This window comes from Chelatococcus sp. XZ-Ab1 (assembly GCF_029309855.1).
GTDB lineage: Bacteria > Pseudomonadota > Alphaproteobacteria > Rhizobiales > Beijerinckiaceae > Chelatococcus_A > Chelatococcus_A sambhunathii.
In genome coordinates this window covers 99,933-113,555 of the sequence record NZ_JARKII010000007.1, presented here as the reverse complement: position 1 = coordinate 113,555, position 13,623 = coordinate 99,933, and the positions used below count along the sequence as shown (strand labels likewise).

Here is a 13,623-nt window from a genome sequence, read left to right as displayed (position 1 = left end):
ATTTCGGCGATTGGCACCGGCAAATCGGCGCCGCCGGTGCCGGACGGAGGCAAAGGATGAACTATTTCAAAACCGGCCTGCTGCTGGCGGCGCTCACGGCGCTGTTCGGCGTCGTCGGTTTTCTCATCGGCGGCACGGGCGGCATGCTCGTTGCGCTCGGCCTCGCCGCGGCGATGAACATCTTCAGCTACTGGAACTCGGACCGCCTGGCACTCGCCGCCCACGGCGCGCAGGAGGTCGACGAGCGCACGGCGCCCGAGCTCGTGCGCATGGTGCGGGAGCTCAGCCAGCGCGCCGGCCTGCCGATGCCGCGCGTCTACATCATCGACAATCCCCAGCCGAATGCCTTCGCCACCGGTCGCAACCCGGAGAACGCCGCCGTTGCGGCAACGACCGGCATCCTGCGCACGCTCTCCTACGAGGAGCTGGCGGGCGTGATGGCGCACGAGCTCGCGCACATCAAGAACCACGACACCCTGACGATGACGATCACGGCGACCATCGCCGGCGCCATCTCGACCATCGCGCAGTTCGGCCTCTTCTTCGGCGGCGGCAACCGCAACAACGGCGGCGGCCTCATCGGCACCATCCTGCTCGTCGTGCTCGCGCCCATCGCCGCGATGATCATTCAGATGGCCATCAGCCGCTCGCGCGAGTATGAAGCGGATCGAATCGGCGCCGAGATCTGCGGCAACCCGCTGTGGCTGGCGGGCGCGCTCGGCAAGATCGCCCGTGGCGTCGAACAGATCCCCAACGAGAGCGCCGAGACCCACCCGGCCACCGCGCCGCTCTTCATCGTCAACCCGCTCAGCGGCCGCAACATGGACAACCTGTTCTCGACCCATCCGGCGACGGAGAACCGCATCGCCGCCCTCATCGACCTCGCTCGCCGCATGGGGCTGGGCGCGGCCGGCGGGAACGTGCCGCGCGGTCCCTGGGGTGGCAGCCAGCGGCCCCGCGGACCCTGGGGCTGAGCGCTGAAACCCGCCCGTCCCCCTCACAACGCGCGTATAAGGCCCACGCAGCCGGCGGGCCTTGCCGCGCGCGTCATCGCTGCCGAAGCGCTCGATGCGGTGCTGCGCCAGCGCGCGCCGCTCGACGAGACGCTGGAGCGGCTCGCCGTACACCACGACGAAGCGGGCCAACGGGACCGCGCGCTCGCCCGCGCCATCGCCACCGTCGCCTTGAGGCGGCTCGGCACCATCCGTCTCGGCCTCAAGCGCTTCCTCGAGCGCGGCCTGCCGCGCAATGCCGGGCTTCTCGAGGCAATCCTCATCGGGGGCGCGGCACAGCTCCTCTTTCTCGAGGTGCCCGACCATGCGGCGGTCGACCTCGCCGTGCGCCAGGCACGGGCGGACAAGCGCGCCTTCCCCTATGCCAAGCTCGTCAATGCCGTGCTCAGGCGTGTGGCCGGCGCGCGGGCGGAGATCCTGGCGGCCGGCGAGGCGCCGCGCATCGATACGCCCGACTGGCTCCAGCGGCGCTGGACGACGGCCTATGGCGAGGCGACAGCCGATGCCATCGCGGCCGCCAACAGGCACGAGGCCGCCGTCGACATCTCAGTGAAGCACAACCTTCCCGGCTGGGCCGAGACGCTCGGCGCCCACATCCTGCCCACCGGCTCGCTGCGCCTGCCGCAGCGCGTGCCCGTGACGGACCTGCCAGGCTATGCCGAAGGGGAATGGTGGGTGCAGGACGCTGCCGCAGCCCTGCCGGCGCGGCTCATCGCCGCCAAGGCAGGCGAGCGCATCATCGATCTCTGCGCCGCGCCAGGTGGCAAGACGGCGCAGCTCGCGGCCGCTGGTGCCTCGGTGCTCGCCGTCGACCGCTCACCCGAGCGCTTGGAACGGCTCGCCGAAAACATGCGGCGCCTGTCGCTGACCGTCGAGACGCTGGCCGCCGACGCGCTTTCCCTCGACGTGCCCGCGGCAGATGCCGTGCTGCTCGATGCCCCTTGCTCGGCGACTGGCACGCTGCGCCGCCACCCGGACGTCGCCTGGACGAAGCGCGCGGAGGACATCACCTCGCTCGCGCAGCTGCAGGCGCAGCTGATCGACAAGGCCGCAAGCCTCGTGCGCCCGGGCGGGCGGCTCGTGTACTGCACCTGCTCGCTCGAGCCGGAGGAGGGCGAGCGCCAGGTCGCGGCCTTCCTCGACCGCCATCGCGACTTCACGCGCCTGCCGGTCGCTGCGGAGGAGATCGGCGGGCTCGCGCAGTTCATCACCGCCGACGGCGATCTGCGCACCCTGCCGCACGCACTGCCGGGCGCAGAGCCGCGCCTGTCCGGCCTCGACGGCTTCTACGCCGCGCGGCTCGTGCGCGCTTCATCATGAGCAGCAGGCGGCAGCGGCACGGGACGGTCAAAGGGCACGTGAGCGCGAACGGAAACGTTAACCATCCTGCAGTAATTTATGTGGGCTAAGTGTTGACGAAAGCGCAAGCGATGCACGCGGACAAGGCGGGAGCGATCGTGGCCGGAAGCGCCGATCGGTGGCGGCTCATGGGACTTGCCCTCGGCGAGATCGCTCGGCGTGCGCGCAACCTCGCCACCGGCTCGCTGCGCGCCCTGCTGCAACCGGTGCGCCGTCAGGCGCCGAGCCGCCTCATCATCGCCCCGCAGGACCTGCGCACCACCGATCCGACCGTCGCAGGCGACATTTACGCCGGCTATTTCGCCTTCGCTGGCCGCGTCGTTCAGGCCCAGGGGCGCTCGCCCTTCGAGGCGGCGCCGCCGAGCCGGGCCTGGGCCGAACAGCTCTACAGCTTTGGCTGGCTGCGCCACCTACGTGCCGCCGATTCCGCCCTGGCCCGTGCGAACGCGCGTGCGCTCGTCGACGATTTCCTCGCCAGCGGCCATGACCGGCGCGGTCTCGCGGCAGAGCCGACCATCGTCGCGCGCCGGCTCATCGCCTTCCTCACCCAGTCGCCGCTGCTGCTCGAGGGGGCGGACCATGCCTTCTACCGGCGGCTGATGAAGGCGCTCGGCCGCTCGGTCAGTCAGCTGCAGCGGGCGCTCGCCGGCGGCGCGCGCGGCGAGGAGCGGCTGACCGCGGCCATCGCCCTCGCCTATGCGGGCCTGTGCCTCGACGGCTATGCCCGGCTGCAGCGCGGCGTCAGCCGCACGCTCGCGGACGAACTGTCGCGCCAGATTCTGCCCGACGGCGGCCATGTCAGCCGCAACCCGCGCGTCCTGATCGACCTCCTTGCCGATCTCCTGCCGCTGCGCCAGACCTATGCGGCGCGCAGCGTCGAGCCGCCGGCGCCGCTCCTGCGCGCCATCGATCGCATGATGCCAATGCTGCGCCTCTTCCGGCACGGGGACGGCTCCATTGCCTTGTTCAACGGCATGGGCGGCACGGCGCCGGATCTCATCGCGACCCTCCTCGTCTATGACGATGCCCGCGCGCAGGGCATGGAGCACGCGCCACACAGCGGCTACGAGCGGCTGCAGGCCGGTGGCACGGTGGTCATCGCCGACACCGGCGGCCCGCCGCCCGCCGCCTTCTCGGGCGAAGCCCATGCGGGCTGCCTCTCCTTCGAGCTGACGGCCGGCTTCTGCCGTATCGTGGTCAATTGCGGCGCGCCGCGCGGCACGGGGCCGGTTCCGATCGCCACGCGTTCTACCGCCGCCCATTCAACGGCGACGGTGCACGATGCTTCCTCCTGCCATTTTGCCGGAGCGGGCGACGACCTGTCGCTCGGCGCCCGCCTCGGCCGATGGATCGGCGCGCCCATCCTCTCCGGCCCGCAGGACGTGCCGGTGTCGCGCAAGGACGAGGACGGCGACGTCATTCTCGTCGCGGCGCACGACGGCTACGTGCAGCGCTTCGGCATCGTGCACGAGCGCCGCCTGCGCCTCGCCGCCGGCGGCGAGCAACTCGCGGGCGAAGACACCTTCATCCTCATCGATCCGACGCCGGGCATGACGGATGTCACCATCCGCTTCCACCTCCACCCTTCCGTGCGCGCCAGCCGGCTGCAGAGCGGGCAGGCGGTGATGCTGCTTCTGCCCGATGGCGAGGCCTGGACCTTCGAGGCCGAACATGTGCCCCTTGCCATCGAGGAAAGCGTCTTCTTCGCCGCCCCGGACGGCACGCGCCGGACCGAACAGATCGTGCTCTCGCTCGATGCGGCCGAAACCCATGCGGTGCGGTGGTCCTTCCAGCGCATCGGCCGCCACAACAGCACAGACGCAAGGCGCTCGGCCGCCCGCCCGGACGAGGAACCGCTGCCCCTCCGGGGCATCTGACAGCGCCTCGCACCCGCATCCGCGTTTTGTCGGCGACGCATTCGTGCTAAGCGCCGGGGCGACGGCGCCGGCAGAAGGCTCTGCGGCCGGCTGCCGGGAGCCAGAATGCCGAAGGACATCGCGTAATGCCGAGTGAAGTCAGGCGCGTCACCCGCGCCCTCCTGTCCGTCTCCGACAAGACGGGCCTCGTCGAATTCGCCGCCGCGCTCGCGGCCCGGGGCATCGCCCTCGTCTCGACCGGGGGCACGCGCAAGACGCTCGTCGACGCCGGCCTCACCGTGGCTGATGTCTCGGACGTGACAGGCTTCCCCGAGATGATGGACGGGCGCGTCAAGACGTTGCACCCGGCCGTACACGGCGGGCTCCTCGCCGTCCGCGCCAATCCCGAGCACCAGGCGGCCATGCTCGCCCACGGCATCGGACCCATCGACCTGCTCGTCGTCAACCTCTATCCGTTCGAGGCGACGGTGGCGAAGGGCGCCGCCTATGACGACTGCATCGAGAACATCGACGTCGGCGGCCCGGCCATGATCCGCGCCGCCGCCAAGAACCACGACGACGTCGCCGTGGTCGTCGAGCCCGACGACTATGCCGCCGTGCTGACCGATCTCGAGGCGCATGACGGCGCGACGACTCTGACGCTGCGGCGGCGCCTGGCGCAGAAGGCCTACGCGCGCACCGCCGCCTATGATGCTGCCATCTCCAACTGGCTCGCCGGGCAGCTCGGCGAGACGGCGCCAGCCTTCCGGGCGCTCGGCGGCGCGCTGGCCGAGCCGATGCGCTATGGCGAGAATCCCCATCAGTGGGCCGCCTTCTACCGCACGCCGGAGCAGCGCCCCGGCGTCTCCACGGCGCGCCAGCTGCAGGGCAAGCAGCTCTCCTACAACAACATCAACGACACCGACGCCGCCTTCGAGTGCGTGGCCGAGTTCGACCCGGCCCGCACCGCCGCCGTCGTCATCGTCAAGCACGCGAACCCGTGCGGCGTCGCTGAGGGATCGAGCCTCCTCGACGCCTACGAGAAGGCACTCGCCTGCGATCCCGTTTCGGCCTTCGGCGGCATCGTCGCCCTCAACCGCCGGCTCGATGCGGAGGCGGCGAGGAAGATCGTCGAGATCTTCACCGAGGTGATCATCGCCCCCGAGGCGAGCGAGGAGGCGGTTGCCATCGTCGCGGCGAAGAAGAACCTGCGCCTGCTCGTGACCGGCGGCCTGCCCGACCCGCGCGCCGGCGGGCTTGCCCTGCGCACGGTCGCTGGCGGCTTCCTCGCCCAGGCGCGCGACAGCGCCGTCATCGACGACATGAGTCTCAAGGTGGTGACGAAGCGCGCCCCGACGGCGGCCGAACTCGCGGACCTCAAGTTCGCCTTCCGTGTTGCCAAGCACGTCAAGTCGAACGCCATCGTCTATGCCAAGGGCGGCGCCACGGTGGGCATCGGCGCCGGCCAGATGAGCCGCGTCGATTCCTCGCGCATCGCGGCCTGGAAAGCGGCGGAAGCGGCGAAGACGGCGGGTCTTCCCGAGACGCTGGCCAAGGGCTCGGTCGTCGCCTCCGACGCCTTCTTTCCCTTTGCCGACGGGCTACTCGCCGCAGCCGAGGCCGGCGCCACGGCCGTCATCCAGCCTGGCGGGTCCATGCGCGACGACGAGGTGATCAAAGCGGCCGACGAGGCAGGCCTCGCCATGGTTTTTACCGGCCACCGCCACTTCCGGCACTGATGCTGCGAACCACCCCTCTCCCCACAAAAAGGGGGGAGGGGTGGTGACTTCTTCCCCGACGGCCTCAGGCCGGCACGCGCTTGTTCTGCCTATTGTGGATGAGATCGTCCACCACGGACGGGTCGGCCAGTGTCGAGGTGTCGCCGAGGTTGGAGAACTCGTCCTCGGCGATCTTGCGCAGGATACGGCGCATGATCTTGCCCGAGCGGGTCTTCGGCAGGTTGGGCGCGAACTGCACGAGGTCGGGCGACGCGATCGGGCCGATCTCCTTGCGGACCCACTGGACGAGCTCCTTGCGCAGCTCTTCCGTCGGCTCCACGCCTGCCATCAGCGTCACGTAGGCGTAGATGCCTTGGCCCTTGATGTCGTGCGGATAGCCGACAACGGCCGCTTCCGACACCTTGGCGTGGGCGACCAGCGCCGATTCGACCTCGGCCGTGCCCATGCGATGGCCGGAGACGTTGATGACGTCGTCGACGCGGCCGGTGATCCAGTAATAGCCATCGGCGTCGCGCCGGCAGCCGTCACCGGTGAAATACTTGCCGGGATAGGTGGAGAAGTAGGTGTCCATGAAGCGCTGGTGGTCGCCGTAAACCGTGCGCATCTGGCCCGGCCAGGAATCGGCGATGCACAGATTGCCCTCGGTCGCGCCCTCCAGCACCTTACCCTCGGCGTCGACGATCTCGGGCCTGATGCCGAAGAACGGCCGCGTGGCGGAGCCGGGCTTCAACGCAATGGCGCCTGGCAGTGGCGAAATCAGGATGCCGCCAGTCTCGGTCTGCCACCAGGTGTCGACGATGGGGCAGCGCCCGTCCCCGACCACGCGATAGTACCACTCCCAGGCCTCCGGATTGATCGGCTCGCCGACTGAGCCGAGCAGGCGCAGCGAGGTGCGTGAGGTCTTCTTCACCGGCTCGTCCCCGGCCTGCATCAAGGCGCGGATGGCGGTGGGGGCGGTGTAGAAGATGTTGACCTGGTGCTTGTCGATCACGCGCCAGAAGCGGGAATTGTCCGGATAGTTCGGCACGCCCTCGAACATAAGGGTCGTCGCGCCATTGGCGAGCGGGCCGTAGAGGATGTAGCTGTGCCCGGTCACCCAGCCGACGTCGGCCGTGCACCAGAAAATGTCGCCGTCGTGATAGTCGAAGACGTACTGATGCGTCATCGACGCATAGACCAGATAGCCGCCCGTGGTATGCAGCACGCCCTTGGGCTTGCCGGTGGAACCCGAGGTGTAGAGGATGAAGAGCGGATCCTCCGCCTCCATCGGCTCGCAGGGGCACTCGCTCGTCACCAGTGCTGCCGCCTCATGGTACCAGACGTCACGGCCCGGCTCCATGGCGACATCGGCGCCGGTGCGGCGTACGACGACGACGTGGTCGACACCGCCCACCTTGGCGATGGCTGCGTCGACATTGGCCTTGAGCGGCACCTTGCGCCCGCCGCGCAGGCCCTCGTCCGCCGTGATGACGACCTTTGAGGCGCAGTCCTCGATGCGGCCGGCGAGCGAGTCGGGCGAGAAGCCACCGAAGACGACGGAGTGGATGGCGCCGAGCCGCGCGCAGGCCAGCATGGCGAAGGCCGCCTCGGGGATCATCGGCATGTAGATGGTGACGCGGTCGCCCTTCTCGACGCCGCGGTTGCGCAGCACGTTGGCGAAGCGGCAGACCTCGTCGTGCAGCTCGCGATAGGTGATGAGGCGGGATTCGGAGGGATCATCGCCCTCCCAGATGATGGCCGTCTGGTCGCCGCGCGTCTCCAGATGCCGGTCGATGCAGTTGTAGGCGACGTTCGTTACGCCATCCTCGAACCAGCGGATGGAGACCTCGCCCGGCGCGTAGGAGACATTCTTGACCTTCTCGTAGGGCGTGAACCAGTCGATGCGCCGGCCGTGCTCGTCCCAGAACGCTTCGGGATCCCGAATCGAGGCCTCGTACATCTCGTTGTAGCGAGCCTCATCCACGTAGGCGCGCTTCGCCCAATCGGCCGGCACCTCGTAGACCTTCTCCTGCATGACGTCCTCCCGAAACCTCGGCCGGGCCTTCAGTCGGCACCGGTCCAAACGCAGCCTCCGGCCCGCCATCCGGACGGATAGCGGCCTTGAAGCGATTGATCGGGCGGCATTATGCGAAGGGCGACCGGCACCGGCAAGGCGCCAAGGGTCACACTTTCGTCTCTTCGACGTTGGGAGAAGGCTTCACCAGAGGCGCGTGCCGGGGCATCCTCGCGGGTCATGGCCGGACTTGTTCCGGCGATGCGCGCCTTTCAGCCTTGCGCAACGGCGAGGTGTGGATGCCCGCGACAAGCGCGGGCATGACGGGGAGGAGCGGTTGCCCTTCACGCCTCAAGGGCCCCTCCGGCAAGGCTCCGTGGCATCCCGCTTCGCTCGGCGAAGACGGACAAATCTGCGTGGTGGGCTGGCGCGAAGCAGGAATGGTGCCGCGGAAGGGATTCGAACCCCCGACCCACGCATTACGAATGCGTTGCTCTACCAGCTGAGCTACCGCGGCACGCGCGCGCCTTCTAGCGTCAATCACCCCGCCTTGGCAAGTGCCTCGCGCGATTCCGAGCCAGCGGCCGCGCGAGGCCTGTGCACGAGCAGCCGCGGTCAGGTCACGATGGTGCGGCGCACGGGGCCGGCCTCGTCCTCCCCGGTCACCGGCCCGGGATCATCGGGCGGACGGCTGACCGGGAAGATGACCGGGCTCGCCCGCCGTGCGCGACGGGGCGTGGCGTTCTCGGCGGGCTGCGCAGGTGCCGCCGTCTCCGATATACCGCGTCGCGCCGATGCCTTCGCCGCCTCGGTCACATATTGCGGCACGGGAGCAGCCGGCGCGGGCGACGGCTTTTCCTCTGGCGGGACGGGAGGGGCGGCCGATGCCTGTGCCCGTTCAGGCGCGGCGGGCTCGCCGGTCTCCGGTGGAGGAGCTGGCGCAGCCGGCTGCGGCGATTTATCTGCCGGTTCAACCACGGTCACCGGTTCAGGCTCGGAACGCGCATCAGGCCCCGCAGCCCGGGAAGGCGGCCGGGCCTCGGCAGCCGTTGCGGGAAGCTCACGGGAGGGCCCTTCCCGCGCTGGCGGCACGATTTCAGGCAGCGCCTCGGCTGCATGGCGCTCGTCGACGTCGCCGATGACGGCGTCGGCCCGGTGCGTCTCCTGCGCCTCGCGATGCTGGGCGGCGATCTGCTCGCTCGGCGTTCCCCAGACGAAGGCGTCGAGCCGGCCGCTGACCGGCGAGACCGGCGACCAGGTGTCGGAGATGACGCCGTCGGCGAGCCAGGCGGGATCGCGCGGCGCGCGCGAGGCACGGGCCAGCCAGGCGCGTACGGCCCCCGTCTCGCCGTGCTCGGCCTCCTCTATGTCGGCCATCAGCACGCAGGTGCGCAGCGTAGGACGCTCGGCGATGAGCGGGGCCAGCGCCTCGCGGGCGCGGGCGAATTCGCGCGCGTCGAGCGCGGCCCGGGCCAGCATCAGCCGCGATTCGGCGGAATCCGATGCCAGCCGCGCCAGCGTCTCGGCGCGGGCGAGCCGATCACGCGCCGAATCGCCGGAGCGGATCTCGACATAGGCCGCGGCGATATCAGGATGCGGCAGCCGCACCCAGGCCGCCTCGAGGATCCTGGCCGCCTTGCGGTATTTGCCGGCGCGGGCGAGAAGGCGGCCGGCCAGCACGGCGGCGGGCACGAGATCGGGCGCGAGCTTGACGGCCTCGCGCACAGCGGTGAGCGCGGCGTCGGGGTCCTTCTCCGCCCGGTCGATGGCATCGGCCGTCAGGAGCACGGCGCGCTGGCGGCGCGCCTCGGCGCGGTCGATGAGCCGCAGCGCGGCGCGCCGCTCGAGGGTCATGAGCGCCCCGCGCCAGTCGCGTTCGGCGGATTGGAATTCGAGCACCGCCTCGTTGGCCCAGCCGACACTCGGCGCAAGCTCCGCCGCCTTGGCCGCATGGGCCCGGGCGGCGACGAGATCGCCCTTGCGTCGCGCCTCGACGAACAGGCCGCGCAGGCCGAGCACCCGCGTCTCGGGCTCGTCGAGCATGTCGTTGAAAGCGGCCTCGGCGCCTGCCCGATCGCCGGAGATCTGGGCGGCCTGGGCCTTGAGCAGCAGCGTCAGCGGCTCGCGGCCGAGCCAGCGCTCGGCATCGCCCGCGTGTCGGCGCGCGGCGGCGGGATCGCCCGAGCCGACGGCTACCATGCCGCGCGACACGGCGGCAAAGCCGCGCGCCCGGCGGCGGGCGCGCGAGGCGATGGTGACGAGGTCCGGCAGCTTGAAGACGAAGCGCACCACGCTCCACACGATGACAAGCGCGGTGACGATACCGATGAGCGCCGCCACGGCGACGCTGAGCGGGGTGCTGATGCGATAATCCTGCCAGGTGAGCACCACCTCCCCCGGATGGTCGGCAAGCCAGGCGGCGCCGAGCGCGACGAAGGCGAGAAGGACGAGGAAGACGAGAACGCGAATCATGGCTGCGCCCTCACCCGTTGCCGCCGAAGGCGTCGACGGCCGAACGACGCACGGCGAGCGCCGCCTGCTCCGCTTCCGCGCGGGCCCTCAGCGCCGCGACCCAATCACGCGTCGCCTGCTGCTCGGCCGGCGACAGCCGCTCCCAAGCCGCGAGCGCCGCCGCCGCGTCGCCGCGGGCGAGCGCCGCATCGACGGCGTCGGCCGGCTGCTCCCCGCTGCCGACGCGCTCGACCCGCACGAGGCCGGCTGCACTGTCGCTCAGACGCTCCCAGAGGCTGCCCTCCGGACGGCTGCGGCGCTCGGTTTCGGCCGCCCGAGCCAGACCTTCGCGCAGGCCTGGACGCAGGCTCTCGGTGGTCGGCAAGCCGGCCCCCGCCTGCGGCTGGAGCGGGGACAGCAGCTCTGCCGGCGTGCCGAGGCGCTCGAGCACCGCAATCTCCTTCTCGAAGGGCTGGCCGGAGCGGATCGCGGTCAGCAATAGCTCCGCCACGGCGAGCCGGCCCGCGGCATTGCCGATCGGCTCGGCAGCGCCGTCGGCGATCTGCCTTTCGGCGGCGTCGAGCCGGGCGCCCAGGGCCTCCAGCCGGCGCGAGACGTCGCTGATGACGCCCGGATCGAGGCTGCGCACGGCCCCTTCGACCGCGTCGACACGTCGGCTCAGCTCGTCGCGGATCGCGCGAAGCTCCGCCGGCGACGCGCCCTCGACGGACCGCAGCCCCTCGATCTCGTTGGCGAGGCCGTTGATGCGCGCCGTCAGGCCGTCGTCCTCGCGGGAGGCGGAGGTCATGCGCGCCTCGAGCGCCTCGAGATCCTCACGGCCGACGACATTGGCGAGGCTGCGCTCGACGACGGCAAGGCGCGCCGCGGTGTCGTTGGCCGGACCGACGAGCACCGGCAGCAGTATGGCTGCGGCGGCGCCGACGATGCCGCCGACGGCAGCCGCCACGAGGAGCGAACTTTGGAGGCCCTGGCGGGGCGCCGCAGCCGGTTCGGCGGGCCGTACGCCATGAGCGGTGGTGTCGACGGGCGCCTCGTCAGCCGGCGCATCCCCGAGGCGTTCCTTGCCTTGAAGCCTCTCGTCTCCGCCGGGCACATCCTCGGCGGCCGGCATGTCGCCAGGTGGGACTTGTGCGGCCGGCTGCGCGACGGCGGGTGCGTCCTCGCCCGCAGAAACCGTCCGGGGGGTGGTGGCCGCCTCTGCAGCCGCGCCATCGGCGGAAGGCAGCGCGGTGGCCTCGGTCATGGCGCGGTCGGTCGTCTGCGCGGCGCGCTCCGCCTTCGTGCGGGCTGTCCGGGACGTCCGGCCCGTCGGCTTCTCGTCGCTCATGCAGACCTCTCTCCATCATTTCCTCGGCACCGCCGGTGCTCCCGGGCAGGCCATGATGAACCCTCAAGCTCTTAACATCAGCCGCCCGTCCATGGCGAGCCCGCAGGCTGCGCGTCATCTGTCGCCATGTGCCGGCAGCAAAGCCAGCAAGGCTTCCTCGTGCGGAGCGGCCGCGGCCGCGACCCGCCGGATACCAGCGGCCCTGAGTGGCGCGGCAACATCCTCCGACAGGCACAGGTGTCGCAGGGCACGGAATGCCTCGCCGCAGCCGGCCCGCTCGGCGAGATTGAGCGCCAGGGCTGCGCTTCGGCGGGAATAATGCAGCGCGACCGTGACTTTGCCGCCGCCAAGCGCCACCACTGCGGCCGGCGGCAGCGATTCCTCCGCCTCGGCGACATAGGCGATCCAGGGCACGACCGCAAAGCCGGCGGCGGCGAGAAGAGCGGGCGTATCGGCCTTGTGATCGCGGCCGAGGACGAGGAGAAGCCGCGCGCCTGCGGGGAAGACCGACGGGGCGAGCGCCGCGAGGGCGATGCGGTCGCCCGCCGCCGCCATGACGGCCGCAAAGCCGGCCTCGCGCGCCACCTCGCCCGTGCGCTCGCCGACCGCAAGGAGAGGCAGCGCGGCGAGTGCCGCGACATCCCCCTCGCCCAAAGCTTCGAAGGTGTTGGGGCTGGTGACGACGACACCGTCGAAGGCTCCCGCCGGGCGCGGCTCATCCGTGGAATGGATGGTCAGGAGCGGAGCGATGACGACCGCATGGCCGCGCTCGCCAAGGCGCTGCGCCGTCCGGCGCGCCGCCGTTTCCGGCCGCAGGACGAGGACGCCCGCCATGTCTACTTTCCCAGGAGCGCCGGGCGCGCGCGGGCCACCACCTCGCGCCCCGCATCCTCTCCGAGACCGAGTGCCTCGGCGACCGGGCCGCTCCGCTCGACGGCCACCCAGTCGCTGCCATCGGGCGCCAGCAGCATGCCGCGGAAGGAGAGACTGGCCCCCTGCACTCGCGCCAGACCCGCAATGGGCGTGCGGCACGAGCCGTCGAGCACGCGCAGGAAGGCTCGCTCGACCTCCAGCGCCACACCTGTCGCGGGATCGGTGAAACGCATCAGCATCTCGCGCAGGGCAAGGTCGTCGGCGCGCGTCACGATGGCGATGGCGCCCTGGCCGATGGCGGGCAGGAAATCCTCCGTATCGAGCACGGCGGTCGCCTTGTCGGCGAGGCCGAGCCGCCGCAGCCCGGCGAGGGCCAGCAAGGTCGCGTCGATCTCGCCGCTCTCGACCTTGGCGAGGCGAGTGCCGACATTGCCGCGCAGCAGCGTGACCGAGACATCGGGCCGCAGGCGCCGCACCTGCGCCTGCCGGCGCAGCGAGGCGCTGCCGACCACGGCGCCGCGCGGCAGCTCGGCGATGCTGCGCGCACCGCGGCTGATGAGAACGTCGCGCACATCCTCGCGGGCGAGAAAACCCGCGATGACGAGCCCTTTCGGCAGGACGGTCGGCAGATCCTTGGCGGAATGGACGGCAAGGGCGATGCGCCCGTCGAGGAGCGCGCTGTCGAGCTCCTTCGTGAACAGACCCTTGCCGCCGGCCTCCGACAGCGCCCGGTCCTGGATCATGTCGCCCGTCGTCTTGATGACCGAGAGCGCGACCGCCTCGGCTGGGCAGCCAAGCGCTCCGGCGAGGAGCGCCTGCACCTGCCGCGCTTGGGCCAGGGCGAGCGGGCTGCCGCGCGTGCCGATGACAGGTGCGCCGGTCGATGCGATCATGGTTCCGTCCAACTCCAATTACGGCCCCGCGGCCGGCGGGCGATTCGTGCAGGCGGGAGGCCGCAGAGCCGCTCCCGCACCTCACTATCGCATGCCCT

At 71.0% G+C, this 13,623-nt stretch carries 9 protein-coding genes and 1 tRNA gene; 4 read left to right on the top strand and 6 right to left on the bottom strand.

Annotated features, from left to right (window positions below; genetic code table 11):
- The first annotated feature begins 56 nt into the window (after positions 1-56).
- The 4 genes from htpX (at position 57) to purH (ending at position 5,967) form a co-directional block, all read left to right on the top strand.
- Positions 57-974: a zinc metalloprotease HtpX gene (htpX, locus tag P2T65_RS12015; RefSeq protein ID WP_276199849.1), complete on the top strand. Its 918-nt coding sequence runs from the start codon at positions 57-59 to the stop codon at positions 972-974.
- Positions 975-977: 3 nt separating this feature from the next.
- Positions 978-2,333 carry a transcription antitermination factor NusB gene (locus P2T65_RS12010; protein WP_346348317.1) on the top strand — a complete coding sequence of 452 codons (1,356 nt, stop codon included), beginning with the start codon at positions 978-980 and terminating at the stop codon, positions 2,331-2,333.
- 137 nt (positions 2,334-2,470) lie between these two features.
- The gene (locus P2T65_RS12005; protein ID WP_245280549.1) at positions 2,471-4,249 is read left to right on the top strand and encodes a heparinase II/III family protein; all 1,779 of its coding nucleotides are present in this window, start codon (positions 2,471-2,473) and stop codon (positions 4,247-4,249) included.
- Positions 4,250-4,374: 125 nt separating this feature from the next.
- Positions 4,375-5,967 (top strand): bifunctional phosphoribosylaminoimidazolecarboxamide formyltransferase/IMP cyclohydrolase, encoded by a 1,593-nt coding sequence (purH, locus tag P2T65_RS12000; protein WP_071923154.1) that lies wholly within the window; start codon positions 4,375-4,377, stop codon positions 5,965-5,967.
- A gap of 64 nt (positions 5,968-6,031) precedes the next feature.
- On the opposite strand, the gene acs is transcribed toward purH, so the two are convergent.
- From acs to hemC, 6 genes are all read right to left on the bottom strand, one after another.
- Complete coding sequence (acs, locus tag P2T65_RS11995; RefSeq protein WP_055459818.1) at positions 6,032-7,981, bottom strand: acetate--CoA ligase; 1,950 nt, start codon at positions 7,979-7,981, stop codon at positions 6,032-6,034.
- Positions 7,982-8,401: 420 nt separating this feature from the next.
- A tRNA-Thr gene (locus P2T65_RS11990) sits at positions 8,402-8,477 on the bottom strand.
- A gap of 98 nt (positions 8,478-8,575) precedes the next feature.
- Positions 8,576-10,432, bottom strand: a complete 1,857-nt coding sequence (locus P2T65_RS11985) for a heme biosynthesis HemY N-terminal domain-containing protein (RefSeq protein WP_276199848.1) — start codon at positions 10,430-10,432, stop codon at positions 8,576-8,578.
- 10 nt (positions 10,433-10,442) lie between these two features.
- Positions 10,443-11,759: a hypothetical protein gene (locus P2T65_RS11980; RefSeq protein WP_276199847.1), complete on the bottom strand. Its 1,317-nt coding sequence runs from the start codon at positions 11,757-11,759 to the stop codon at positions 10,443-10,445.
- A gap of 114 nt (positions 11,760-11,873) precedes the next feature.
- Entirely contained in the window at positions 11,874-12,593 is a 720-nt protein-coding gene (locus P2T65_RS11975; RefSeq protein ID WP_071923151.1) for a uroporphyrinogen-III synthase, read from the bottom strand.
- Positions 12,594-12,595: 2 nt separating this feature from the next.
- Complete coding sequence (gene hemC / locus P2T65_RS11970; RefSeq protein ID WP_276199846.1) at positions 12,596-13,525, bottom strand: hydroxymethylbilane synthase; 930 nt, start codon at positions 13,523-13,525, stop codon at positions 12,596-12,598.
- Positions 13,526-13,623: the final 98 nt, after the last annotated feature.

Coding starts and splice junctions, on each gene's coding strand:
- htpX (WP_276199849.1), top strand. CDS start 57: ATGAACTATTTCAAAACCGGCCTGCTGCTGGCGGCGCTCACGGCGCTG.
- purH (WP_071923154.1), top strand. CDS start 4,375: ATGCCGAGTGAAGTCAGGCGCGTCACCCGCGCCCTCCTGTCCGTCTCC.
- acs (WP_055459818.1), bottom strand. CDS start 7,981: ATGCAGGAGAAGGTCTACGAGGTGCCGGCCGATTGGGCGAAGCGCGCC.
- P2T65_RS11985 (WP_276199848.1), bottom strand. CDS start 10,432: ATGATTCGCGTTCTCGTCTTCCTCGTCCTTCTCGCCTTCGTCGCGCTC.
- P2T65_RS11980 (WP_276199847.1), bottom strand. CDS start 11,759: ATGAGCGACGAGAAGCCGACGGGCCGGACGTCCCGGACAGCCCGCACG.
- P2T65_RS11975 (WP_071923151.1), bottom strand. CDS start 12,593: ATGGCGGGCGTCCTCGTCCTGCGGCCGGAAACGGCGGCGCGCCGGACG.
- hemC (WP_276199846.1), bottom strand. CDS start 13,525: ATGATCGCATCGACCGGCGCACCTGTCATCGGCACGCGCGGCAGCCCG.